Origin of the sequence: Pseudomonas sp. RIT288, from assembly GCF_000631985.1 — a bacterium.
In the GTDB taxonomy this organism is placed as follows: domain Bacteria; phylum Pseudomonadota; class Gammaproteobacteria; order Pseudomonadales; family Pseudomonadaceae; genus Aquipseudomonas.
The window spans coordinates 376,507-400,624 of the sequence record NZ_JFYN01000042.1 but is presented as its reverse complement, the minus strand read 5'-3'; the positions used below and the strand labels follow the sequence as shown (position 1 = coordinate 400,624).

At 56.6% G+C, this 24,118-nt stretch carries 18 protein-coding genes and 1 pseudogene; 12 read left to right on the top strand and 7 right to left on the bottom strand.

Annotation, left to right across the window (positions count from 1 at the left end):
• Positions 1 to 18: 18 nt before the first annotated feature.
• A complete protein-coding gene (locus tag BW33_RS25260; protein WP_047601991.1) occupies positions 19 to 1,287 on the bottom strand; it encodes an FAD-dependent oxidoreductase in 1,269 nt (422 codons plus the stop codon).
• A gap of 500 nt (positions 1,288 to 1,787) precedes the next feature.
• Here BW33_RS25260 and BW33_RS25255 point away from each other — a divergent pair.
• Positions 1,788 to 1,976, top strand: a pseudogene (locus tag BW33_RS25255) (hypothetical protein); the annotation flags it as partial.
• A 112-nt stretch (positions 1,977 to 2,088) separates the two neighbouring features.
• Here BW33_RS25255 and BW33_RS25250 read toward each other — a convergent pair.
• Together BW33_RS25250 and BW33_RS25245 are read right to left on the bottom strand one after the other, a co-directional pair.
• Positions 2,089 to 2,553, bottom strand: coding sequence for a 6,7-dimethyl-8-ribityllumazine synthase (locus BW33_RS25250; protein ID WP_052032756.1), 465 nt, complete (start codon positions 2,551 to 2,553; stop codon positions 2,089 to 2,091).
• A 135-nt stretch (positions 2,554 to 2,688) separates the two neighbouring features.
• Positions 2,689 to 3,210 carry a flavin reductase family protein gene (locus BW33_RS25245; protein WP_201771637.1) on the bottom strand — a complete coding sequence of 174 codons (522 nt, stop codon included), beginning with the start codon at positions 3,208 to 3,210 and terminating at the stop codon, positions 2,689 to 2,691.
• Positions 3,211 to 3,659: 449 nt separating this feature from the next.
• On the opposite strand from BW33_RS25245, the gene BW33_RS25240 reads away from it, so the two are divergent.
• From BW33_RS25240 to BW33_RS25225, 4 genes are all read left to right on the top strand, one after another.
• Positions 3,660 to 4,130, top strand: coding sequence for a 6,7-dimethyl-8-ribityllumazine synthase (locus BW33_RS25240; RefSeq protein ID WP_047601988.1), 471 nt, complete (start codon positions 3,660 to 3,662; stop codon positions 4,128 to 4,130).
• 57 nt (positions 4,131 to 4,187) lie between these two features.
• Complete coding sequence (locus BW33_RS25235; protein WP_047601987.1) at positions 4,188 to 6,323, top strand: methyl-accepting chemotaxis protein; 2,136 nt, start codon at positions 4,188 to 4,190, stop codon at positions 6,321 to 6,323.
• 132 nt (positions 6,324 to 6,455) lie between these two features.
• Positions 6,456 to 7,205: an SDR family NAD(P)-dependent oxidoreductase gene (locus BW33_RS25230; RefSeq protein ID WP_047601985.1), complete on the top strand. Its 750-nt coding sequence runs from the start codon at positions 6,456 to 6,458 to the stop codon at positions 7,203 to 7,205.
• A gap of 276 nt (positions 7,206 to 7,481) precedes the next feature.
• Complete coding sequence (locus BW33_RS25225; RefSeq protein WP_081794258.1) at positions 7,482 to 9,305, top strand: sigma-54-dependent Fis family transcriptional regulator; 1,824 nt, start codon at positions 7,482 to 7,484, stop codon at positions 9,303 to 9,305.
• A gap of 61 nt (positions 9,306 to 9,366) precedes the next feature.
• Here the strand turns inward: BW33_RS25225 and BW33_RS25220 are convergent, their stop codons facing one another.
• The 3 genes from BW33_RS25220 to BW33_RS25210 form a co-directional block, all read right to left on the bottom strand.
• Positions 9,367 to 10,251 carry a fumarylacetoacetate hydrolase family protein gene (locus BW33_RS25220; protein ID WP_047601983.1) on the bottom strand — a complete coding sequence of 295 codons (885 nt, stop codon included), beginning with the start codon at positions 10,249 to 10,251 and terminating at the stop codon, positions 9,367 to 9,369.
• Positions 10,252 to 10,381: 130 nt separating this feature from the next.
• A complete protein-coding gene (locus BW33_RS25215; protein WP_047601982.1) occupies positions 10,382 to 11,503 on the bottom strand; it encodes an LLM class flavin-dependent oxidoreductase in 1,122 nt (373 codons plus the stop codon).
• Positions 11,504 to 11,621: 118 nt separating this feature from the next.
• A complete protein-coding gene (locus BW33_RS25210; protein ID WP_047601981.1) occupies positions 11,622 to 12,875 on the bottom strand; it encodes an aspartate aminotransferase family protein in 1,254 nt (417 codons plus the stop codon).
• A 363-nt stretch (positions 12,876 to 13,238) separates the two neighbouring features.
• On the opposite strand from BW33_RS25210, the gene BW33_RS25205 reads away from it, so the two are divergent.
• From BW33_RS25205 to BW33_RS25195, 3 genes are all read left to right on the top strand, one after another.
• Complete coding sequence (locus tag BW33_RS25205) at positions 13,239 to 14,771, top strand: aldehyde dehydrogenase family protein (protein WP_052032755.1); 1,533 nt, start codon at positions 13,239 to 13,241, stop codon at positions 14,769 to 14,771.
• A 191-nt stretch (positions 14,772 to 14,962) separates the two neighbouring features.
• Positions 14,963 to 16,426 carry an APC family permease gene (locus BW33_RS25200; RefSeq protein ID WP_047601979.1) on the top strand — a complete coding sequence of 488 codons (1,464 nt, stop codon included), beginning with the start codon at positions 14,963 to 14,965 and terminating at the stop codon, positions 16,424 to 16,426.
• Positions 16,427 to 16,493: 67 nt separating this feature from the next.
• Entirely contained in the window at positions 16,494 to 17,444 is a 951-nt protein-coding gene (locus BW33_RS25195) for a C-terminal binding protein (protein WP_047601978.1), read from the top strand.
• A gap of 526 nt (positions 17,445 to 17,970) precedes the next feature.
• On the opposite strand, the gene pdxR is transcribed toward BW33_RS25195, so the two are convergent.
• Positions 17,971 to 19,485, bottom strand: coding sequence for a MocR-like pyridoxine biosynthesis transcription factor PdxR (pdxR, locus tag BW33_RS25190; protein ID WP_047601977.1), 1,515 nt, complete (start codon positions 19,483 to 19,485; stop codon positions 17,971 to 17,973).
• A 131-nt stretch (positions 19,486 to 19,616) separates the two neighbouring features.
• On the opposite strand from pdxR, the gene BW33_RS25185 reads away from it, so the two are divergent.
• The 4 genes from BW33_RS25185 to BW33_RS25170 all read left to right on the top strand — a co-directional run bounded on the left by BW33_RS25185 (position 19,617) and on the right by BW33_RS25170 (position 24,068).
• Complete coding sequence (locus BW33_RS25185) at positions 19,617 to 21,062, top strand: gamma-aminobutyraldehyde dehydrogenase (protein ID WP_052032754.1); 1,446 nt, start codon at positions 19,617 to 19,619, stop codon at positions 21,060 to 21,062.
• Between the two features lie 144 nt (positions 21,063 to 21,206).
• On the top strand, positions 21,207 to 22,271 hold the full coding sequence (locus tag BW33_RS25180; protein WP_047601976.1) for a phosphotransferase: 1,065 nt from the start codon (positions 21,207 to 21,209) through the stop codon (positions 22,269 to 22,271).
• A 4-nt stretch (positions 22,272 to 22,275) separates the two neighbouring features.
• Complete coding sequence (locus tag BW33_RS25175) at positions 22,276 to 23,625, top strand: aspartate aminotransferase family protein (protein ID WP_047601975.1); 1,350 nt, start codon at positions 22,276 to 22,278, stop codon at positions 23,623 to 23,625.
• 2 nt (positions 23,626 to 23,627) lie between these two features.
• Positions 23,628 to 24,068 carry a hypothetical protein gene (locus BW33_RS25170; protein WP_047602042.1) on the top strand — a complete coding sequence of 147 codons (441 nt, stop codon included), beginning with the start codon at positions 23,628 to 23,630 and terminating at the stop codon, positions 24,066 to 24,068.
• Positions 24,069 to 24,118 lie beyond the last annotated feature (50 nt).

Sequence of the window (24,118 nt, the reverse complement as noted above, 5' to 3'; positions counted from 1 at the left end):
AGGATATTTGCTTTTTTGTTAACTCATGGCGTGCTGGCCATGTGCGATTCTGAGCATCATCAAAAGATCCGGCACCTTTTGTCGGCAACGCGAAGATTTGGCTGAAGCTTGCTCGTAATGATCAATGCGCTTCCATCCTTCATAAGTTACGTGGTTAACGGGTAGATCACGTACTACGGATGCAAGACCGAGTTTCACTGCTTTGATTTTTCCGCTTTCAAAGTCTTCGATGATCTGAGTTGTTACTGCTTTTGCGTCTTTACGATTTTCCGCCACGGTGCCGTTGGCGCCTCTGCGGAGCCACCCAACTCTATAAATCGAGTCACCTTCAAAATTTTCCTGGGGAATTATTTGATTAGATTCAGCACTGTTAGTAAAACCAATCGCCGTAATGATTGAGTCGAAAATCCGGGATGATTCTGAATCGGTGTTTTTACTGTGACTGATCAGTTCCGTGCCGAAGCCCTCTACGTAAGAAATCGACTGAGGTACTTCGTTGAAGATAAATTTCAGGCTGACCTGCGCTTCGGTCTCAGCTTTGTCTGCGGCTTGCGCCTTTCTCAGCATTTGGGCGATGGTACCCACGTCGGTCTCTCGTAGCCCCTTCACGCTGACATTCACGTTAGGTAGAGCAATCAATTCGGCCATCATTGAGTCGTCGCACTTCGCTTCGTCTGCACTTGAGCGACTGATGAGCGTGATGTTGCTGACGCCCGCGGTATCTATTTTTGTTCGAATCTCATCAGAAATGTCTGATCCCGCCAATGCATCATCGGTTTTCGCGATCATCCGTAACGCGTCGATGGCTACGTTCCCGCTGCCAATCACTGCGATATGTTTTCCTAAGCGCCTGATTTCGCCATTCGCGTCCACTGGCAGGTTCGCTTCAGGATGTCCGTTAAGCGCTTTTAAAAGCGCGCCGGCACCAATTATTTGAGCCGCAGGAGCCAAGGGTATGCTCAGGGTGGCGTCATAATTGAGCCCAGTTGCCAACACCACTACATCGTAAGCGTCGGTTAGCTTCACGAAGGAGATATCCCTACCGACAGCTACGTTGCCGCGAAACTCGATGGTTTCTTTTTCTAACAAGCGCTCGAATTGTTGTGTAACAGCCTTGCTACCCTGGTGATCTGCTGCCACTCCGTAGCGGACAAGCCCATACGGAACCGGAAGTGCTTCAAAAATTGTGATCTGCGACTCGGGCCATTTCTTGTTAAGGAATTGGGTGACGTAGCAGCCAGAGGGGCCGCTTCCCACGATTGCTATGGTTGGAAATTTGGTAGGCATCAGCATTCTCGTTCGGGCTGCAGGGTGCGGTGGTACCGAGGCTCAGCAATTGGTTTTGGCTATCCGTACGAACGGTCGTTCGGTTTTATCAGTCAAGCAATGTGTATGCCAACTTGTGGAGAGCCTTTTTACGGGGGCTGCGCGATAAAATGTCTGGATTAGTGCACCGTAAGAAAGCATCGCGCTGCCATGCGCTCTTCTAACGTGCCTGTCTCAATTACGGAAACTTCAAGTGTTCGCACTTCGCCTGTTGGGTTTCCCTGAGTTTTGCCCAGCATCGACCCTGACTGGAGCGTTTCCTTGGTTGCTGACGCGACGGGATCGGAGATTGGCTGGAGGGCGCGAACACCTCCGGCAGCTTCCTTTACCTGCGAACTCGGCCCGCGATGCGATCGCCGGGGCTGATTGGCGGGATATTACGGACGCGGGGGTGAGGCGTTGATGTAGAAAGGATTGATGCCGGGGGGGAGGGGGGATGCCAGCCAGGCACCTGCGTGGGCGTGGTGATGACCGGGATTACGCGGGGTATTGCCGTGCTCACCTGGGAGCTGTCACCCATCCAGTTCCAGGCCGATATGGAAATCCTGCTTGGGTTCATGTTCATCTGGAATATGGTGGGCGTGCGGGTGATTGTTCCGGCGCTGGGGCATTTTCTGCTCAGGCTCAAGTCACTGCTGAGGAATGCATGAGGCCGGGTTGGCTGGGTCCGGAGCAACGTGACGGCTACGGCGACGGTCTTTGCTGCAGAGCGGCGACCCTGGATCAGGTCGGATCGCTCGCTCGGAGGTTTGCTGCGTTTGATCAGCCTGCCGATTGCAGCTTTCGTTGCGGCTTACCCAACACTGTGGCCCGGGTCATGCCTATTTTGATTGCTGCGTTGGCGGCTTCGCGGCCTTTTTCCAGGAAATGCGCACTGAAGATCGCACGATGGTGATCGGTCTCCTGAAAGTGATGCGGGGTCAGCGACACGGAAAGAATCGGCACGCGGGTATCCAGGCCAACGCGCATCAAACCATCAATGACTGTCTGCGCGACGTAGTCGTGTCGATAGATACCGCCATCCACCACGAGGGCTGCTGCGATCACCGCCGCGTACCGGCCGGTCAATGCAAGCTCTTGAGCCATCAGTGGCAGTTCGAAAGCGCCAGGCACCTCGAACACATCGATTTGATCCGGACAGATGTTTTCGTAGAACCCCTCCAGCGCCCGGTTCACGATATCGCTGTGCCAGCCCGCTTTGATGAATGCGTATCGATTGGCGACCATGTTGTTACCTCATCTTGTTTTTCTGGTTTCCCCTGCGCGTAATGGCCAAGGTCAAATCATGTTGTCAGGCGCTGTTCTCAGGTCGTGATGCCTTATCGAATCAGTCACTTGTTGGTTCACAGTGTGAAGCGTTGATCAGGCGATCTCTGCACAGGTGCGGTAACGGCGCTGGTGCCAGACCAGGCATTCCGATGGAGTCTCTGGCGTTATCACGATATCGGCGATGGAGCCGATGAGAATGGTGTGGGAGAAACCATCGATGGAGCGCTCCAGCCTGCAATCGAACGCGATTAGCGCGCTGCCCAGCAGGGGCGCGCCGGTGACGCGTTGTATCCATTCGGAACTGGCGAAGCGATCTACGCCGCGCTGTGTGAACAGTGTGGCGAAGTCGGCTTGATCAGGTTTGAGTACGTTAACGCCGAAGGTGCCCCGTGACAGCAGTTCATCATGGGCACTGGCGTTTTTATTCACGCATACGATCAGCGACGGCGGCTCAGCCGAGAGACTGCACAGCGCCGAAACGGTAAGACCCATGCGGTTTTCCCCTTCACCTGTCGTTACCAGCGAAACCGGGCCTGGCAGAATCGACATGGCATGCAGGAACAGGGTTTTATCGACCCCTGAGTTGGAATGGCTAGCACTTTGTATCTCTGACATTTCTCTATCTCCGCAGGCTTGGCACGGGTGTGCATTTTGTTCGCGCCGAGGCGCTGTCTAGCTGTCATGAAAATCACATGATCAAAACTGGCGGCGCGTTGTTGTATGGCCGCCAGCGGGTCCAGGGTTCGGGATTCATCTCTGCCCCTCTCGACCCAATGGTTCATCGTTACCAGGGGGCCGCGTTGCCTCTGATCTCAGGTTCTCTCACAAACGGATAGTCAAACTGTCCCAACTTGAGCCAACGAGGGTTGTAGCGCGCGGGGAGTATTTAGTGACTCAAGATGGGACAGTTTTGCGCTGTCGTGATCCCCGAGACTTGGCTGAGCACGTTATTACGCTGCCATGTTCCTGGAGGTTTGCCCGGGGATGACGGGCCTTTGGGCGCAGAAGCATCTGGCAGCGTTGCAAGTGCGTCCAGACAAAAAAACAAGACGGAATCAAATGCCATGAAGAATGCGGTTTATGCATTTATCAAAGCGGGCGCACGCGAGGAATTTGTTCAGCGGGCCTTCGATGGGTTCAGCGAGAAAGTTCCCATGGAACGGATTGATTCATTTGTCGTGTCCGACCTGTTCGCAGTTCCCAATGTGGCGATGGACCTGGCCAGAACGGGCGATTACAAGGTGGTTGTCGCCGCAGGTTACGTCGAGGAAGACCCCGCGTGGCAACACAGCCATTTTCTTTCTCAGTCCGTGACCAACGGCTTGATGAGGGTAGGGCTGGATACCGGCGTGCTGGTGTTATCGATACTCGCGTGTCCCAAGGTTGCTCCCGAGAATGCGCAACAGCATCAGGTCATGCTCGAACATTTCCATGCTAAGGGGCGGCAAGCGGCTGATGCAGTGCTGCAAATCAGCAAGTTGAAGGCTTCTCTACCCGCTCTCAGACAGTTTCTTGAACGGTTGTGGCCTGTCTAGAAAGGTCTTTGAGGTGGTTGCTCATCAATCCGTCCGGCTGTCGTCATCGGGAAAAACATGTCTCTCAATACTGGCTCTATTCGCGTCAAAATTGTTGTATTGGCCGGCTTGTGCCTGCTCGGCATAGTTGCTGTGGTGGTGGCCATGAATATCCACTTTTCCAGCGTGAATAATTCGCTGGTTGCCCAAGCCAGCGAGCGGACGATGATCCACGCCGCCAAGACCTTGCTTCAGGCCAAGGCGTCTGAACAGACGGCCATGTTGGGCAGTTATTTTCGTCAGAGCCAGATACTGTTGACGTCGCTCGCCGATCAAGTCACCGCCCAGAGTGAAGGGTGGAAGCGACACGGCGGTAATCCCGCAGTATTGCGTGAGTTGCTCAACGATAGCGTGAAAAAGCTGTATGAACGCAACACTGCACTCGGCTTGCAAGGGCTGTGGATCGTCTTCGAGCCAGATTCACTGGATGGTCAGGATGCTGTTTTCGTGGGAGATGCAACTCACAGCGGAAACGACAGCGGGCGCTTCACCGCTCAATGGAGTCGCTACGGCGGGAGTTCGGTGAATTCGACTATTGCAGAAGCGGATCTGGTGAAAACCGACCTGAATGCCAGTGGTGTTCCCTACAACAACTGGTTCGTTTGTCCGAAAACGACGCGGCAGCTATGCGTGCAATCGCCCTATAACGATACCGTCAACGGTGAAAAGGCACTGCTGACGTCGATATCGATGCCCGTCATCGTCAATGGCGTTGTGGTGGCCGTCGTCGGGGTCGACCTATCGCTGGCGGCGCTGCAAGCCGGGGTACATAAGAGTGCTGCGAGTCTGTTTGGGGGGCAGAGCTACATCATTGTGACATCCGCCGATGGCGTCGTTGCGGCGGACAGCGTCGATCCCGCGGCCATTGGTGCACATTTGCCGCCCGAGATGGGCGGCATGGTGCAGGATCTGGCAAAAGATGGCGCCGCGGTGCTCGAGAGCGAGGATGAGATTCGTGCGACGATCCCTTTGAATGTGGCAGAAGGTGTAATGCCTTGGAATGTGCTCCTGGGCGTGCCCCGACAGGTGCTGCTCGAAGACACGCTCGCGGTGCAGCGGCAACTGAACGACGCGCAGGCTCGGGGGGTGACCAATACGGTACTGGTTGGCTTCGTTGCGGCTTTGATTGGACTGACGCTGATGTGGTTGATGGCCTCTGGTGTGATTCGTCCAATCAACTCGGTGGCACAGATGCTTCAGGAAATTGCCACCGGTGATGGCGATCTGACGCGTCGCCTGAATTACGTCAAGCGAGATGAGCTCGGTGAGCTGGCGAGCGGGTTCAATCGTTTTCTGGACAAATTGCAACCCACCGTCGCCCGGATCAAGCAAAGCATTGTTGAGATCCGAACTGCCGCCGACCAGTCTTCGACAGTCGCCCGTGAAACAAGCGAAGGCATGCAAGTCCAGTTTCGGGAAATCGACCAGGTCGCTACCGCATCGAATGAAATGAGCGCCACCGCGCTGGACGTTGCCACCAATGCGTCAAGTGCAGCGACTGCCGCCCAGGTCGCGGATAATGAGGCTCAGGATGGGATGGCGATCATCCGTCACAGTACGTCTGAGGTTACCAACCTGTGTGAAGAGATAAGCCGCGTGGTGGTCCAGGTTGAGGCACTGGCGGTCAGCAGCGAGCAGATTGGCTCGGTGCTGGATGTCATCCGGGGCATTGCGGAGCAGACAAATTTGCTGGCATTGAACGCAGCCATCGAAGCGGCGAGGGCAGGTGACAGTGGGCGTGGGTTCGCTGTGGTGGCCGATGAGGTGAGGGCTCTCGCACGACGTACTCAGGACTCAGTCGAAGAAATCCGTCACGTCGTTGAGCAGATCCAGGACCGTACTCGTGGCGTCGTTACCCTGATGCACAACAGTCACAGCAAGACCCAGGACAATGCGCAAAGTATTCACAAGGCACTCAAGGCCCTGGATCGTATCGGTGAAGCAGTCTCTGTCATCACTAGCATGAACCTGCAAATTGCGAGCGCCGCCGAAGAGCAGGGCGCGGTTGCTGAAGAGGTCAACCGCAACGTCGCCAACATCCGCGGTGTGACGGAATCCTTGACCCGTCAGGCGAGCCAGTCGGCGCAGATCACCGGTCAGTTGAATGTGTTGACGGTCGAGCAGATGCGGTTGATGGATCACTTCAAGGTCTGAGTGCAGCCAACGCTTGCCGCTGGGCATAGACGTCTGTACCTAAATGACACAGTCGGCATTCTCGACAGGGCGCTAAGGTGGCGCAAGTAACACTGCTGGGGCGTGAGCCCATTAATAACAACGGAGAGCGTCATGAATAGAGTTTTGGGCAAAGTGACAATTATTACCGGTGCAGCGCGTGGTCAAGGCGAAGCTCACACGCGGTTGTTCGCTTCCGAAGGCGCAAAGGTATTGATGACCGATGTGCTCGATGCCCCCGGTTCGGCGGTGGCGCAAGAACTGCGTGATGCCGGCTACGATGTTCATTATCTCCACATGGATGTGACGTCCGAGGCTGACTGGATCGCTGTCGTCAAAGAGGCCGAAGCGCGTTGGGGACGGGTAGATATTCTGCTGAACAATGCCGGCATCGTTGGTTCCATGAAAGGAGCCCACGAAGAAGAACTCAGCGCCTGGACCAAACTGACGGCGATCAATCAGCAGGGGGTTTTCCTCGGCATCAAGCACGCTGTGCCGGCCATGCAACGTGCCGGTGGCGGCTCCATCGTCAACGTTTGCTCCATCAACGGCCAGGTGGGCGGAGCGGGCTCTTTTTCCTATCAGGCCTCCAAGGGCGCCGTGCGCATGATGACTAAAGCGGCTGCAATGCAATATGTGAAGGACAACATTCGCGTCAATTCGATTTGCCCGGGTCTGGTGATGACTCCGATGGCAGAAGAAGAGGGTGTCGAATCCAATGATGCCTTCGCAGCCGCTACGCCTATGGGCCGAGGTGCGCGTCCAGAGGAAGTCAGTTACGGCGTGCTGTACCTGGCCTGTGATGAAGCGAGCTACGTGACGGGTACCGAGCTGTACATCGACGGCGGCTATACCGCTCAGTAATAGAGACAAACCGGCCTTGGGTGGTCTGGCATCACAATTGCTCATGGATCACTTCACCCGCTTCTCGGGTTCAGCGTCCGCCAACAGCCACTCGTTTCATCCCCAACGGATACTTGCGAAGGGTTCTGACGAATAGCGCCAGCGGACGTTTAACTCAACCGAGACAGAGGAGTATTCATCAGGAACTTGAGGGGGGGCGGTGCACCCTTGAGGTCTGCACCAAGCGTAAAGCCAGTCTGCACTGCCTTGCTTGCCTCTCAAGGGCGGAGAATTGACATGAACCCTAAAATGACTAACAAGCGGCACGAAGTTGCCGCAGGTTCACTTACTAAATCTGCCATCATCACGCTCAGAGAAAAATTCCTGTGTGACCCCCTGCATACCGATTTGTCCACGCTGCGCCCGGTCATCGCAAGATCGTGGCAACGCAGCGCGCTATGTCAGGTCAGCCCTGCTCAAAAAACCATGGAACTGGTCGCCAAGCCGCACCTGGATGACAGGATTTTACAAACGGCGCGGCCGATTTTAGACGAACTTGAACGCTTGTGTGTGGAATCACAAGGCATCGTGACCCTGACCGATTCAATGGGGACTATCGCTGATTTTCGCGGCGATCCGATGATGGTCAAGCGTGCCGAGAAGTCTTTCCCGATTCTGGGGGGCTGCATGTCTGAAGATCAGATCGGCACGAACTCGGAGGGCACGGCGATCGAGGAGGGTGGTGCCGTCCAGGTTTGGGGCGCCGAGCACTTCAATGACGCACTGCAGGATATGTATTGCACCTCGGTTCCGATCCGCGACCCGCTGCGGCGCTCTATTCGCGGCGTCCTGAGCCTTGCGTTTCCCGAGCGACTCGTGATCGGCATGGACCCACGTTCGATTCTGCTGATCCTTCAGGGGGCAGCATCCCAGATCAACAGTGCATTGGCCGCCAGCCTGGCTGCGCGTGAACAGTTGCTGTTGTCTGAATATCTGCGTGAAGTGCGCAAGCGGGGCACCGATGCGGTGATCGCCATGGACGGCAAGACCACCATCGCCAGCCGCAGTGCGATGCAGATGCTCGATCAGAGTGACTATGCAGTGTTGGCAGGTTATGCCCAGGAGATTCAGCATTGCAGCGAGCCTATCGAGCGCGAGATCAGTTGCGGTCCGGAAAAAACGCTGCACCTGCAAGCCCGGCCTGTCGACCGTGGTGACGGAGAGGCGGGTGCCGTCATGCGTTTGCGCAAGTCTGAAGCGTGCATCTCCCGCACTCAGACTCTTCGGATCACGGGGCGCAAGGATCAATTCGAGCAACTGATTGGTAACAGTTCACCCTTCAAGCGGGCCATCGAGGGCGCCGCGACCGCCGCGGCCAGGGGGATCTCGGCCTACATCGTCGGTGAGGCCGGTACCGGCAAGCTGTTGTTGGCCGATGCCTTGGCCGGTCGAGTGGGAGGGCCTACCCGTACACATCAATGCGCTGCATTGTCCTTGGGCAATCCGCTGGACATCCAGCAAGTTTCCGATGACCTGGCTAACGGTGGCACGGTGGTTTTTCATCGCGTAGACAGTTTGCCGACGCTGTTCAGGGACCAACTGACGTTATTGCTTTCGGGGCTGGATCAACCCAGGGTGTTCATGACGTTTGCCACCGTGACTGACGATATGCTCCCGTTGATTTCCAGTATGCAGGGCATTGAAATTCAGATGCCTTCATTGCGTATTCGCCGCGATGACATCCCGTTGCTGGTCGACCATTTCCTCAATGCGTTGCCTCAACCACGTCGTGTTTCGTCACGCCTGCTTGAGGTACTGGCGGGGGCCGAGTGGCCCGGTAACGTTCGGCAACTCAAGGAGGTCGTCGAGGCAGCGGCACTCAGAGCGACAGGGGCTGAGGTCAGGCTGGACGATCTGGCAGAAGTGCATCGTCGCGCGCTGGCGCGGATCCGGCTCAGTCGCTTGCAAAGAGCAGAGCTGGAGCAAATTCGAGAGGCACTGATCGAGGCGGGCGGGAATCGGCTACGGGCTGCCGCGATACTTCGGATAGGGCGTTCGACACTGTATCGCAAGATAGACTCATACACCGTACGAGGCTTTGAGATCGAAGTACGTTGCTGAAGGTTTCATCAACACAATGCAAAGAGCCCCGGCGCAAGTCCGGGGCTCTTTTCATCAAGCATTAGCGTACTACGTTGAGCAGACGCCCCACTTCGCTGATCTCTACCTCAACCACGTCGCCGGCCTTCAGCCAGAATGGCGGAGTGCGTTTGCTACCGATGCCTTCAGGTGTGCCCGTCGCAATGATGTCGCCAGGGGATAGTTCGAGAAAGCTTGAAATAAACGAAACCACGTCAGCGACCGAGAAGATCTGATAGCTGGTGTTGGAGGATTGCATCACCTTGCCGTTGACTCGAGTCTGAATATCCAGCGCTTGCGGGTTGCTGATTTCGTTCAGGGTCACCAGGGCCGGGCCACAAGGTGTCGAACCGTCGATCGCCTTGCCTGGCGTCCATTGCGTGCCGCGCAGCTGCAGGTCGCGAGCGGAGGTGTCGTTCAGCACGGTCAAGCCGGCCACATAATCAAGTGCCTCTTCCGGTTTTACATGGCGGCATGGCTTACCGATCACCACGGCCAGTTCACCTTCGAAGTCCAGGTTCGGGGTGAGGCTTGTGCAGGCGATATCATCTGTAGCGCCGATCAGCGAGGTATTGAATTTGCAAAAAATGTCGGGCGCGGTCGGTAGTTTTCGACCGGTTTCAGCCACGTGATCGCGGTAGTTCAGGCCTACACACAAGACTTTGCTCGAATCATGAATAGGTGGGCCCAGGCGCAGCTTGCCGATTTGGCCAACCGCAGCTTCCGGGGTGGCCCTGGCCGATTTGACAATGCGCTCTTCCAGAACCGCCAGCTTGCCCTGCCACTGGGTCAACAGTTGGCGGTTGGTAAGCTGTGCGGGGGCGTCTTCGCCCATGGCGGTGAGCAATCGTTTGGTGTCAAACACGTGCTCGTCAATCAGGATGCCAGGCTGCAGCTTGCCTTGGCTTTCGTAATTTACCAGCTTCATTTTTTTACCTTGATAAGTGAAGTGCTGTGGCGAGGTTCGTGCTCGGAGCATTGGCGTGATTTGCCTGCGTACCGAGCAAAAGGGGAGTGATACAGGCAACGAGGAGTGCAAGCACCCCTCGACGCGGTTATCAGTCGTTGATGCCTGCGGGGCGCTTCAAGTCCGCAAGCTTCTCGGTTTTGTGCACGATGCCCTTGATGCGAGGCAGTACTTCGGTGCCCAGCAGTTCGAAGTGACGACGGTATTTTTCACGCTGATCGAGGTAGTCGAACGAGAAGTGGATCAGGGTGCCGAAGCCACCGGATGCATCCAGATCACGTTGCAGTTTTTTCACGATGGTGTCCGGAGAACCGACAAGCCACTTCTCGCGCGCCAGGTATTCAATGTCGATGTCATTCGCTGTCACTTTACCTAGCTCTGGAACCATCACTGGCAGGAACCCGCCGCGCTCGTAGCCTGGCAGCAGCCATTCGCGATATGCCTGCCCCATCGCACCGTTGACGGCCATGTCGATCGCTTCTTCGTCGGTGTCGGCTACCAGAATGTTATGGGCGATTCGCCATTGGTTTCGGTCAGCGACCTTGCCGGCCGCTTCCGCACCTTGCATGTAGCGGTACCAGTGGCCGGCCAGGTATTCGCGGCCCACGTTAAAGCTCATCGGCAGATAGCCGTTGCGGCCAGCCTCGGTCAGCGTCTTCGAATTCGGGCTCAGGCCTGCCATCGCCAGTGGTGGGTGCGGTTTCTGAAAGGGTTCAAAGAATGGCCCCTGCTGAATTTCGTCGTACTCGGGAACTTCGAATTGCCAGTATTTGCCTTCGTACTTGAATGGCCCTTTTTTCTCCCAAATTGCACGCATGATATCTACGGCTTCAGCCATTTTCTCGGGCGGGTTGGTGTTGCCGTGTATCTTGTGGTCGGAAGGGTAAGCGCCCGCGCCCAGACCGACGATCAGACGGCCCTGGGACATGTGGTCCAATTGCATCAGCCGGTGAGCCAGGGCAACCGGGTTGTGGTGCGCCGGCACGTTGGCGCCGGTGGCGAGCTTGATCTGCTTGGTTTGCGCCAGCGCTGCCGCAAGGTAAAGCTCAGGCGAACAGACGGGCTCCCAGCGCATGGTGCTGTGCTCGGCTACCCACACTTCGGATAAACCAAACTCATCTGCCCAACGAATGACTTGCATGTCCCATTCGTAGCCATCTTTCAGGCTGGTCTGTGGTGCGCGAAATGGCACCATGAAGAGACCGATATCCATAAAAACCTCCAGCTTATCGTGAGTTACAACGTGATTGAGCTTGCGCGGGCACCCGCTCGACGTTGAACGAGGCGCAGGTCGCCCGGGCCTTTTTTGCGGGCTCAGGTGTTATCGAGGATTAGTTATTGGCGACGAAGCTGATGGCATCCGTCAGGCGATCCGCCAGGTCTCTCACCACCGCTTGAGTCATCGGTGAAGAAAGCGAGATCAGGTTGGCCGTGGAGAGCAGCACGCCACGGTCGTACGCTGCCCACCACAGTTTGTGTTGTAGCTCGGTCGTATACGCGATTCCCGTCTTGGGGAATGGGCGGAACAACGAGCCTTTACCGCGAACCTCCCAACCCAGTGCGTCTACGCGATCCGCAATGGCCAGACGGGCTTCATCGCCCAATGCGTTCATTGAGTCGATGACGTCGGATGTCAGCAGACGCAGTGACTCTGCGCCGGCCGCCATGCTCACTGGATTCCCGGAAAAGGTCCCGGCCTGTGGAAGCGGGCTCGGGCCGGTCGGGTCAAGGTGGCGCATCAACTCTTCGCGGCCGGCGAATGCACCTACCGGGAAGCCACCACCAATCAGCTTGCCGGTGGTGAGCAGGTCGGGGGTAATGCCATATTCGGTACAGGCGCCGTTAAAGCCAAGGCGCAAGCTGATGACTTCATCGATGATCAATACCACGCCGTAGCGCGAGGCCAGGGCGCGGGCACCCTTGATGAACTCCGGTGTGGCGGCGATCAATCCGGCGCGGTTGGGGAGTACGTCGATGATGATTGCCGCGAAGTAATCCGGTCTTGCAGCCACGGCGTCTTCGAGGGCTGCAAGGTCGTTGAAAGCGACCAGCGTGACATCGTTGGAAACGCCCGCCGGAACGCCTCGGCGACTTTGCGGGCCGCCTGTGCACAGTGCCAGTTCGGAGGAACCGTGGTACCCGTTCTGCATCATGATGACGCCATCACGCCCGGTTACACCACGTGCCACACGCACGGCAGTCATGACCGCTTCAGTGCCGGAGTTGGTGTAGCGAACTTGATCCAGGCCCGGCAGACGCGCCAGCAATAACTCCGCGTGTTCCCATTCCTGCTTGTTCGGAATACCCCAGCAACTGCCGTTCTTGATCACCCGGCTGGCCGCCTCGACCAGCGCGGGGTGGGCGTTGCCGTGGATCAGGGTTGTGAAGTTGTTGTTGGCATCGATTAGTTCGCGACCACGATCATCCCATACCTTGTACCCATCGCCGCGAACGGCGTAGGGGGTGGGGGCACCCAGATAGTAGGTGGAGCGGCCAAAGCCGCCGGGCAGAAGGGGGAAACCCTTTGAGCCATGACGAAGTTGTGGATCCTGGTTGAGGCTGTGGTTGTCGTTATTGCTTGCCATGATAGTCCGCCCGTCTCCTGAGAAGAATGACCTAAGTGGTCGACATCGTGGGGCTAGACTAACTTCGGCTTAAAACGTCTAACTGTGCCGACTTGGGACAAGGTGCGATCAGTGGCGAGGCGGTGTGCGTCGTTTGGTATTCATTAAAGAATGACAGTTGCGGTTATCTCTTTGCAGTGATGTTCAATAGGCAGGAAGACTTGAACAAGCATGCTGCAAGAGGGGATTTGGAAAAAATATATATTTAACAAATGGTTATGCTTGTGTCTCAGGTTGGGACAGTTGAGGCGGGGCTTTGTGGGTAGCCTTGATTGCCAAGTGAACACTCGACCGAGTGTCCATTCCTTTGGTACGAGGATGATGATGACTACCGCCAACCATGAATTTTTCGCCAACGCCGTTGCGGCTCAACGCGCCAAGCCGCCTACGATAGTTCCGCATGTGATCGCGGGTAAAAAGTACTTCGACGGTGCGCTGCTCAAGCGTGAAGACCCAAGCTTTCCCTCAGTGATTGTTTCCGGTTGCCATGACGCCCCGGCCGAGCTGGTTCACTTGGCAGTCGAGAAGAGCCGCGAAGCGCAACGCGAATGGGTCAAGGTTCCGCTGAAGGAGCGTATTGCACGCGTCACCAAGGCGCTGGATTACGTTGCTGGCAAGATCGACGATTGGACTGTTCGCGTAGCGGTGGAAATCGGTAAAACCCGCGCCGGCGCCCGTGCCGAAGCCACGGAAGTGCTGGAAATTCTAAAATTCTATACTGAATACGCGGGCCGTCCGGGTGCCTTTGAGGATGAGCGGGAGGCAGATCCCTCGGGGTTCGCTAATGCCTCCGTGCTTCGTCCATACGGTGTGTTTGGGTTTATTACGCCGTTCAACTATCCGATCGTGCAGGCGTCCGGGCCTACTATTGCCGCTATCATCGCCGGCAATGGCATGGTGATCAAAGCGACCCATGATGGCCCGTGGTCTTGTCACGCCGTCTATGAAATGTGTGAGGCGATGGACCTGCCCGTAGGCCTGGTCAATATCATCCACGGCGCCGACGAACCGGGGCGTGTGCTGGTTGCGAGCAATGTCGATGGCATGTCCTTCACGGGTTCCGTGGCTGTGGGCCAGGAGATCATTCGACAGTTCAACAGCGGCCCTTATCCACGCCCGGTAATCGCCGAAATGGGCGGCAAGAATCCTGTGATTGTCACTGACACCGCTGATCTGGAAATGGCGGCTGACGGCATCGTGTTCTCGGCCTTCGACCTGGTAGGGCAAAAGTGCAGTGCACTTTCCCGTGTAATTGCGACACCCAAGGCCTACGAGCGCCTGGTTGAACTGGTCGCCGAGCGACGTCAGAAAGTGGTGATTGCCGAGCCAGCTGTAAAAGACAGTTTCGGCGGTCCACTGGTCAACCCGCGCGCCGTCCAGCGTTTCAAGCGGGTTGTCGAGCAGGCTAAAGCTGGCGGCTATCGCGTTGACGGTGGCCAGGTGCTGGAACAAGAAGGTTACTTTGTAGAGGCCACGGTAATCTCGGGCATGCCCGCTGAACATGAACTGGCGGTTACCGAGTACTTCCTGCCGCTGGTTTCTATCAGCAAAGTCGACAGTTTCGAGGATGCTTTGATCGCGGCAAACGCGACGTCGATGGGCCTTACCGCGGGCATCTATACCGGTGATGTGGAAGAGGCGCGTACGTTCCTGCGCGAAATCGAAGCGGGTTGCGTGGACGTTAATGTGCCAGGACACGCGACCACAGGATGGTGGCCAGGTCCGCAAACGTTCGGCGGTTGGAAAGCCAGTGGCTCCACAGGTAAACAGGCGCTTGGCAAATGGTATGTGCAGCAATTTGCACGCCAGCAAAGCCGTAAAACGGTGAAAGACCTGGCAAGTTTGCTCTCAGAGTGAAAACCGAGCCTTAAATCTGATGCTGTGCGTGCTTTCAAAGTTTCAGGTTTGACACGTCATGAGCCGCCAATTGCGGCTCATGACGTAAAACAAAAATCAGCCATATCTTGGAATGTTCCACGAAGTCTTGCCCGTATTTCTCCTGCCTATAAATTTTTTACATTATAAAAATGCCAACAGGAAAATCAAAAATGAACGCTGTACAAGACCGTTTGAAAGTCGCTTCAGGCGACGCACAAGAAGCTGCATCCGGTTACAAACTCAAGGGCAACATGGGAACACTCGATCTCATGTTCACCGTACTCGCTTTTTCGGCACCGCTGGGTGTTGTTTGCGGGTTTCTATCGTTCAACATCAGTTTTGGTATCGGTGTACCTATCGCGTTCCTGGGTGTCACGGTATTGATGATCATGTTTGCGACGGGCTTCACCAACATGACCCGGAGGGTCCCACGGCCGGGGGCTTTTTATACTTACATAACTGAAGGCCTGGGACGTCCCTTGGGGCTGGGTGGCTCTTTCCTCGCACTTGTGACCTATGGCTTCAACATTATCGCTGCACTGGTATTCGCTGGCGTTGCCGTAAACAACCTGATTGCCAGCTTCGTTCCCACCGCTGCGATCTCCTGGTGGGTATGGTCGATGGCCATGTTGTTGGTCGTCTGGGCTATGAGTTACTTCAACGTGGAGTTTTCCGCCAAAGTGCTGTCGGCACTTCTAGTCCTTGAAATCATTGCAATCGTTATCTTCGACGTCGCCGTGATTTCCAACGGCGGACCTGAAGGCTATGCATTGGAACCGTGGAATCCGGCGAGCCTGGTGACACCCAAGCTGGGTTTGCTGCTGTTATTCAGCGTTGGTCTGTTCAACGGTTTTGAAGCCACGGCCATCTATCGGGACGAGGTTCGGGACCCGCTCAAAACCATCCCGCGCGCGACCTATCTGGCGATCATTTTTCTAGGCGTTTTCTATGCCATTTCGTCCTACGGACTGATCCTGGCGTCTGGGGTCAGTAATGCTGTCGCGGCAGCTCAGGCCAATCCAGCGGCGATGATGCCTGATGCAGTCTTGAAGTACGTAGGCGTGTTTGCCAATCAGGTTGTCAACGTACTAATCGTCACCAGTATGTTTGCCTCCACCCTCGCGTTGCAGAACATTCTTTCGCGCTACACCCACTCGCTGAGTGTGGACGGGGTTCTGCCGCAATATTTTGCCTCTGTTCACCCTAAACACGGTTCTCCCTATCGTTCGGCAATGGCCGTTGGGGCTGCGGGGCTGCTGGCATTGCTGGCGTTGATCGCGACGGGGGGCAAGGACCTTGCGCTGTATGGCGCGGCCGCGGGAATCGCGTTCTACGGAATGTTGTTGCTGCTGTTCATGACGTCGATTGCTGTCTTGGTATTTTTCAAAAGGGACCCTCAGGGGGGGACAAAGTGGAAGATCTTCTATGCCCCCTTGATAGCTGCTATCGGTGTAGGCGTCGTTCTGGTCACTGCGTCGATGAACATTGAACTGTTGATCGATGCTCCGCCAGCTGTGATGTGGGGGCTGGTCGGTTTGACCTATCTGTCCATCATCGTCGGCATTGCGCTTGCCTTTTATCTCAAACGTCGCGGCTCTGTCATTTATGACCGTATAGGCCGTCGAATCGACTGACTTAAACGGGCCTTGTCCGCGTAACGGCGAGGCTCCTTTCGAACTCTGAAAAACAAGGATTAGAGCGATGCATTCTGCTATTTCCAACGGGACTCTTTTGATTGCTCCGCACCAGTTTCCGCACCTTGAGCGTGAGCAGGCATTAGCTGACCAATTCGGTCTTGAACTGGTGGCTGCCGCTGACCAACAAGCGTTCACCGACGGGATGACGAACGCCGTTATCGTCATGGTGACGCCTTATGGCAAGGTGAACGAAACCGAGTTTTCGCGCATGACGCGATGCAAGGCGGTCGTTCGCTACGGCATGGGTTACGACAACATCGACGTCAAGACTGCAAAAAACCTCAACATTCCGGTGTCGATCGTTCCGGACGCCTCTTCTGAGGAAGTGGCCGCGCATGCGCTTGCGATGGGCATCGCACTGGCTCGCCGTTTGCCTCAAGGCCAGGCCTCGATCGAGAGAGGTGGTTGGGCGGGCACGATTGCCTATGACACGCCCAAGTTTGCCAACATGGACGTGGGTATTGTCGGCATGGGCCGGATTGGTCGTCTGACGGCCGGCTGGTGGGCGGCGCTGGGGACTCGTGTGAAAGCCTACGATCCTTTCGCCACATTCGACAACGTGACTCAAGCTTCGCTCGACGAAGTGCTCGAGCAGTCGGACGTGGTTTCACTGCACCTTCCCCTTAACGCCGACACCCGTAACATGATCAACGCTGCTGTGCTCAAGCGCATGCGCAAAGGCTCGGTGATCGTAAATGTATCCCGAGGTGGGCTGATCGACGAGCCAGCGCTCGCCGAAGCGCTGCATGAGGGCCACATCGCCGGTGCGGCTCTGGACGTGTTCGCCAAGGAACCGTTACCGGCGGATAACGCCTTACGCAATGCTCCCAATGTGATTCTGACCCCGCATATCGCCTGGCGCTCGAACACTTCCCTAGGCGCGCTGCAAGACGGTGCAGTAGAGCGTGCCCGCCGCGCGTTGGCCGGCGAAGCGCTGCCTGATGTAGTGAGTTAATCGACTGTCTGGGGTAGGCGTGACTCAGCGCAAACTCTGGTGAAGGTACGTAAAGACTGCGAGCCTCAAGTAGCCGGGGCGCGTCGGGTGCCCGGGTGACGTATCTGAGGTGGCAGCTTTTTACTGTCAGGATCGTGGCGTCTAGTCAGGCAACGGTGAAAGGCTGTTTTATCGCGGGGGGCCAGCTAGTGATGTGAGTGAACCCCACCCTGCAATGCTTGGATTTATCGCATATATCTGTGACTCACCTTTTGCATAGGTAAACTTTCGTAGCTGCATCTATGAAGGTTGCCTATGCTTTTTTTTGCGGTGGCTGTGCGAGGGCAGGGTTGGAAAGACCACTCATTCGGGACTGACTGAATCGCCCCTGCTTTCGAAGCTAGATACAAGTGACAGGATTTCGATTCTGTTAATCACGGCGGACGGGAATCGACTCAGATGTAACGCTCAGCAATGCCTACGCATCGATGAGTCCGGCCTATGAAGACGGCAGTGATCAGATGGCAGCGATCCACGTCTCGCATACTCAGCATGCCTGGTGGTTACTTTTTTTTGCTACCAGATAAGCCTCGGCCATCTTTTTGACGGCGGGTTCGATATCGTTCGTCCTGACTCCTCCATAACCCAGAACATAACCTTTAATTGAATGCGGCAGTTGGTGATAGAGACTTATGTCGCGCAGATATATGCCTCTCGTTCTGGCTTCTGCTGTCATTTTGGCAAGGTCGATGTTGGAGGTGAACTGTATGGTCAGGTGCAGTCCGGTGTGACCGGTTGAAACCGTTATGGTGTCACCAAAGTGTTCGTTCAACGCACGTTTCAGTTCGCGCTGACGCTCAGCGTAAATGCCCCGCATTCTTCTGATATGGGTCGCGAAATAGCCCTCGCCGATGAAGTCGGCCATGGCGGCCTGAAGTCCAAGCTGGCCTGGGCGGTACAGCTGAGTCAGACCACTGGCGAAGGCGTCGGCGAGTGCTTCGGGCACCACCAGATAACTCATTCGCAATCCTGGGTACATCACCTTGCTAAAGGTGCCCAGATAGATGACCCGCTCATGCTCATCCAGTCCCTGCAGAGAGGGTAGAGGGCTGGAGTCATAACGGAACTCGCTGTCGTAGTCGTCTTCAATAATCCAGAAGTTATGTTCCCTGGCCAACTCAATCAACAGTCGGCGCCGATGCAAGCCCATCGAGCCCCCCATCGGGTATTGGTGTGACGGTGTCGTGAAGAGTAATTTTGGCAGGTCTTCAGGCTTGGTTTTCTGAAAAGGAAAGAGCTGAGCAGCGACACCATCCTCATCGATCGGAACAGGCACTACTCTCAGGCTTGCCGCTTTCCAAATAAGTGCCGTGCTCCAGTTGCAGGGCTCCTCGATCAGTGCGACGTCGCCCGTGTCGGCCAGCATATGCGCGCACAAGTCCAGGGACTGATTCGTTCCCATCGTGATCAGGATCTGGTGCGGGCTGCATTTTACTGAACGCGATATCTGCAAGTACTCCGCCAGGGCCTGACGCAAAGGCAGATACCCCCCGTCGCTGCTGTAGCCGGTCAGCGCCGAGAAGGGCTTCTTGGCGTATCGATTCTGCATGCGTTGCCAGATATGGAAGGGGAAGTTGGTGGTGTCGGCAACGCCCGGGACGAATGCCCCTTCATGCTCTGTCGCCCCGTGAGTCCCACCCACCAGTTCGACCGCCCGGCGTGACAGTCCTGGTCTGTCATCAGGCGCTGAAAGCTGCGTTGCCATCTGTGCCCGGCTGACGGCGGGGTGAATATTGGCCACGAAACTACCGCTGCCATGAGTGCTGACGATGTATCCCTCGGCGCCCAGTTTGTCGTAGGCCAGGGTGACGGTCATGCGTGAGACCTTCAACTCCTTGGCCAGCGCGCGGGTGGCAGGCAGGCGATGACCCGGGGCCAGCCGCGCGTCAAGGATCGCTTGCTGTACCACTTTGTAGATTTGCCGTTGCAGCGATATTCCGCTGCTTTCTTTGAGCGTGGCGAGAATCAGGTCAGACAGTAGATTGGGGTCAAAAGTGGACATAACAACTAGTTCCGATTGGACATAGGGGCTCAGTCCATACTGTCATAGTTTGTCTGTAACGAGGAGCGCAGCCGGGTCGTGACGCGCTGGTTGCCCTGCCACAGTTTTTACAGACGAGCGTGAGAGTAACTATGAGCACTACACAAGAGTTCGTGATTGATCTGTTGATCGACGGCAAGCTGGTTCGCGGCGAAGGCCACGCAGAAACGCTGCTGAACCCGGCCACTGGTCGAGTTCTGGGAGAAGTGCCGGAAGCCAGCCTTGAACAGATTGATCAAGCGGTGGCAGCCGCTCGCAAGGCGTTCCCGGCCTGGTCGCAGTTGCCCCCAGGAAAACGCTCGGCGCTGTTGCTGAAAATTGCCGATCGAATCGAACAGGAAGGCGCCGCTTTTGCCCAAATCGAATCGTTGAACGTGGGCAAGCCCTACGAGCGCATGCTTGAGGATGAGATCCCGGGCGTGGTCGACAACATTCGCTTTTTTGCTGGCGCGGCGCGTTGCCTGACCGGGCTGGCGGCCGGTGAATACGCAGCCAACCATACGAGCATCATTCGTCGTGACCCGGTTGGCGTGGTCGGGGCCATTGCTCCCTGGAACTTCCCATTGGCCATGGCCACCTGGAAGATTTTCGCGCCGATTGCCGTGGGTAATACCGTGGTGATGAAGCCGTCGGAAAACACCCCGCTCACCGCATTGAAACTGGGCAGTATCCTTGCCGAGATGCTGCCACCTGGTGTGGTCAATATCGTCACCGGACGCGGGCAAACGGTCGGTCAGGCCCTGGGTGAGCACCCGGACATCAACATGATGTCCATCACTGGTGATGTCACCACCGGCCAGAAAGTCCTGCAAGCGGCGACCGGCAATCTCAAACGCACCCATCTCGAGCTGGGCGGCAAGGCACCGGTGATCGTGATGGCCGACGCGGACCTGGAGGCGGTGGTTTCCACCGTACGCTCGGCTGGCTTCTACAACGCCGGTCAGGATTGCTGCGCCGCTTGCCGAATCTACGTGCATGAAAGCGTCCACGACACCCTCGTCGCGGCCCTCAAGGAGGCCGTGTGCTCAATCAAGCTCGGGCCCACCGACCAGGCCGGTACAGAGCTCGGTCCGCTGATCAGCGCCCGACAGCGTGAACGCGTTGCGGGTTTTGTCGACCGTGCGAAGGATCAGTCGCATATCCAGGTCATCACGGGTGGCAAGCATGTGGCGGGTGATGGTTTCTACTACGAGCCGACCCTCGTTGTCGGAGCCTTGCAAACCGACGAAATCGTCCAGCGTGAAGTGTTTGGCCCCGTGGTTTCGGTGACCTCCTTCCAGGACGTCGATCAGGTCATCGGCTGGGCAAATGATAGCCGCTATGGCTTGGCTTCATCAGTCTGGACCCGTGATGCCAAGACCGCTGCCAAGGTCAGCGCTCGCCTGCAATACGGCACCACTTGGGTCAATCAACACTTCACCCTCCTGAGCGAAATGCCTCATGGCGGTATGAAGATGTCCGGTTATGGCAAGGATCAGTCGATCTACTGCCTGGAAGACTACACGGTCGTTCGTCACGTCATGATGAACTTCGAATGATATGACGCCCCGCTCCGGCGGGGGTACTCCCGGTATTCGAGATTCGGGACTCTTGTGGACGCACTGCAGAGCGATCTGTTTATCAGGTCGCGGCTTGAGAGTGCTTCGAAAACGGGTCCTGAATAGCATTAGGCAGCATATCCAATGACGATTAACGGTCTTTCGCTATCACTGAGCAATATGACGACCGCTGTCGAAGAGACGCCTTTGGCGGAAGTCGAAGCGCTTGTTCTGGGCCGGTATGGCATGAGTGTCCGATGCACGCGAATCAGTTGTGAGCGTGACGAGCTGTTCCATGTTTTTTCAGTCGACGGCTTGCAGTACATCCTGCGGATGTCGAACCCTGCAGATGATCACGCGACCATCGATATGCAGATTCAAGCGCTGGCCTGGCTTGCCGAACGCGCACCGCATATTCCGGTTCCACTGTTGATTGCGTCGCTCAACGGTGAAACGTCCTTTGCGGTGAAAGTGGGTGACAACCCGAGACGAATTATCTGGATGACTTCGTTTCTGGAAGGCTTGGCGTTGCCAAAAAGTGTCAGCTCGCAAGCCCAGTTGCGCAACATCGGCATCAGTCTGGCCGAGCTTGGGTTAGCGCTACGTGGCTTCAACCACCCAGGGGCTGATCGAGCCCTGGCGTGGGACATTCAGCAAGCGGCAGCTTGCCGGGAGATGCTGCCATCAACGCAGCATGCCGATGGCGATAAACCCTGGAACCTGGTTCGAGCAGGCTTCGATTATTTCGACGACGTCGTCTACCACCGACTCATTGAAATGCGCAGCCAGGTGGTTCATGCCGACTTCAATCCACACAACATCCTGATGGATGAGGGGCGCCATGATGAAGTCTCGGGCATCCTCGATTTTGGCGACATGGTGGCGACCCAGCTGATCAACGACATCGCCATTGCCGCCAGTTATCACACCGACGGCGACCGCCCGTTGAGCAAGGTGGCCGAGATGCTCGGGGCGTATCACCGGGTGTTGCCGCTGCTGGTGGCGGAAGTGGACCTGCTTTACGACCTGATTATCACGCGTCTGTGTACGGCGATCACGATCACCGAGTTTCGGGCACGTCTATATCCCACAAACCGTCATTACATCCTCAAGAACACGGGCGTTGCCTGGGACGGGCTCCAGCGATTGGCGCAAGTCAGTCGAGCGGATGCCCAATCCATTCTTCGTAAAGCATGCAACCTGGAGTGAAATAATGAATCGCCCATTGATGATCAACTCGTTCGATCCTGCTCAGGCTCATGGCCTGGATCCGGTGATCGAACAATTGCTCAAACGCCGCGCAAAAGTACTGGGCCCGTCCTACAAGTTGTTCTATGAAAAGCCTGTGCACTTCGTCCGCGCGGAAGGCGTGTGGATGTACGACTCGCATGACACGCCTTACCTGGATGTGTACAACAACGTGCCTTCGGTAGGGCACTGCCATCCGCATGTCGTGGAGGCGGTTTCCAAACAGATGGCACTGCTCAATACCCATACCCGCTATCTGTACGACACTGTACTGACCTACGCCGAAAAGCTGATCGCTACCTTTCCCAAGGAATTGGCGAACGTCATGTTTACGTGCACCGGCAGTGAGTCATCGGACCTTGCGGTACGAATCGCGCGTTGCCATACCGGTAACACCGGCATCATCGTCACTGAAAATGCCTACCACGGCATCACCGCCGCGATTGCCGAGATGTCTCCGTCTTTGGGTGAAGGTGTGGCGTTGGGCAGCATGGTGCGCCTGGTTCCTGCACCGGACGCGTATCGTGCGGGGGATAAGGATGTCGGCGACGCATTTGCCGAGTCGGTTGAAGCGGCGATTGCTGACATGCTGCGTCACGGCATCCGCCCGGCGGCGCTGGTGACGGATACCATCTTCTCCAGTGATGGCGTCTTCTCTGACCCGCGTGGTTTTCTGGTCAAGGCCGTCGAGGCGGTTCGTCGTGCTGGAGGCCTGTTTATCGCTGACGAAGTTCAGCCTGGTTTCGCGCGTACCGGCGATGAGTTCTGGGGCTTCCAGCGTCACGGCGTCGTACCTGACCTGGTGATCATGGGCAAGCCCATGGGCAATGGCCTTCCCATCGGTGGGGTAGTGGCGAAACCGGAGTTGCTGACGCGTTTTGCTACGACCGCACGTTACTTCAATACCTTTGGCGGCAACCCGGTTTCTACCGCTGCGGCGATGGCGGTGCTGGAAGTGATCGAGGGCGAAAACCTGCAAAAAAACTCTCTGGTGGTCGGTGATCTGTTGCGCGCCGGCCTGCGTGAGCTGGCCAAGGAATATCCGGTGATCGGTGATGTTCGGGGGGCGGGTCTGTTCATCGGTGCCGAGTTCGTCAAGGACCCGCTTACCAAAGAACCGCACGAGGAACTGGCCATGCAAGTGGTCAACAAGTTACGTGACCATAACGTGTTGATCAGCGCTTCCAGTCCGTTGGGCAATGTGCTGAAGATCCGCCCTCCGTTGCCATTCACCGCTGACAACGCCGCCTACTTCCTCGACATTCTGGCCGACGTCATGGCTGAACTGGGCAAAACCACCGGTGTGAGAGGTTGATGATGAAAACCTATTCCATGCTGATCTACTTCACTGGCAAGGCCGAAGCCATCGGCCACGCCACCGGTGTCGTACGGTCCCGTGCCCAGGGTCTGATTCTTGCGCTTGATCCACTGTCGGATGTGCAGGGCGAAGGGGCGTTGCAGGTGCCGACCGGGGTCGCGCACTTCGATACGGTGGTGACCGTGCGGGGTGAGCAAAGTTGGGAAACCGGTCGCGTCGACTTCCCCGGAATCGACAGCTACCTGGATGTCGAAACGGTCATGCCAGGCCAGTTCAGTGTGCAGGCAAGCGGCTACAGCACCGGTTCGATCGCCTGGCGCGTGATTCGCGGTGGTGGCCGATTCGAAGGCGCGACCGGCATTGTGACGGGTAATTTTGTCGGTCACCCGGATGACACCTTCACTGATCACCAGTTGTTCAAGTTGGTGCTGCCGGCCTGAGTCGCTGGCCGTGCAGGCGGCCTGTTCACCGTGCAGGTGGGCAGGCATTC

Coding starts and splice junctions, on each gene's coding strand:
- BW33_RS25260 (WP_047601991.1), bottom strand. CDS start 1,287: ATGCCTACCAAATTTCCAACCATAGCAATCGTGGGAAGCGGCCCCTCT.
- BW33_RS25250 (WP_052032756.1), bottom strand. CDS start 2,553: ATGGTCGCCAATCGATACGCATTCATCAAAGCGGGCTGGCACAGCGAT.
- BW33_RS25245 (WP_201771637.1), bottom strand. CDS start 3,210: ATGTCAGAGATACAAAGTGCTAGCCATTCCAACTCAGGGGTCGATAAA.
- BW33_RS25240 (WP_047601988.1), top strand. CDS start 3,660: ATGAAGAATGCGGTTTATGCATTTATCAAAGCGGGCGCACGCGAGGAA.
- BW33_RS25235 (WP_047601987.1), top strand. CDS start 4,188: ATGTCTCTCAATACTGGCTCTATTCGCGTCAAAATTGTTGTATTGGCC.
- BW33_RS25230 (WP_047601985.1), top strand. CDS start 6,456: ATGAATAGAGTTTTGGGCAAAGTGACAATTATTACCGGTGCAGCGCGT.
- BW33_RS25225 (WP_081794258.1), top strand. CDS start 7,482: ATGAACCCTAAAATGACTAACAAGCGGCACGAAGTTGCCGCAGGTTCA.
- BW33_RS25220 (WP_047601983.1), bottom strand. CDS start 10,251: ATGAAGCTGGTAAATTACGAAAGCCAAGGCAAGCTGCAGCCTGGCATC.
- BW33_RS25215 (WP_047601982.1), bottom strand. CDS start 11,503: ATGGATATCGGTCTCTTCATGGTGCCATTTCGCGCACCACAGACCAGC.
- BW33_RS25210 (WP_047601981.1), bottom strand. CDS start 12,875: ATGGCAAGCAATAACGACAACCACAGCCTCAACCAGGATCCACAACTT.
- BW33_RS25205 (WP_052032755.1), top strand. CDS start 13,239: ATGACTACCGCCAACCATGAATTTTTCGCCAACGCCGTTGCGGCTCAA.
- BW33_RS25200 (WP_047601979.1), top strand. CDS start 14,963: ATGAACGCTGTACAAGACCGTTTGAAAGTCGCTTCAGGCGACGCACAA.
- BW33_RS25195 (WP_047601978.1), top strand. CDS start 16,494: ATGCATTCTGCTATTTCCAACGGGACTCTTTTGATTGCTCCGCACCAG.
- pdxR (WP_047601977.1), bottom strand. CDS start 19,485: ATGTCCACTTTTGACCCCAATCTACTGTCTGACCTGATTCTCGCCACG.
- BW33_RS25185 (WP_052032754.1), top strand. CDS start 19,617: ATGAGCACTACACAAGAGTTCGTGATTGATCTGTTGATCGACGGCAAG.
- BW33_RS25180 (WP_047601976.1), top strand. CDS start 21,207: ATGACGATTAACGGTCTTTCGCTATCACTGAGCAATATGACGACCGCT.
- BW33_RS25175 (WP_047601975.1), top strand. CDS start 22,276: ATGAATCGCCCATTGATGATCAACTCGTTCGATCCTGCTCAGGCTCAT.
- BW33_RS25170 (WP_047602042.1), top strand. CDS start 23,628: ATGAAAACCTATTCCATGCTGATCTACTTCACTGGCAAGGCCGAAGCC.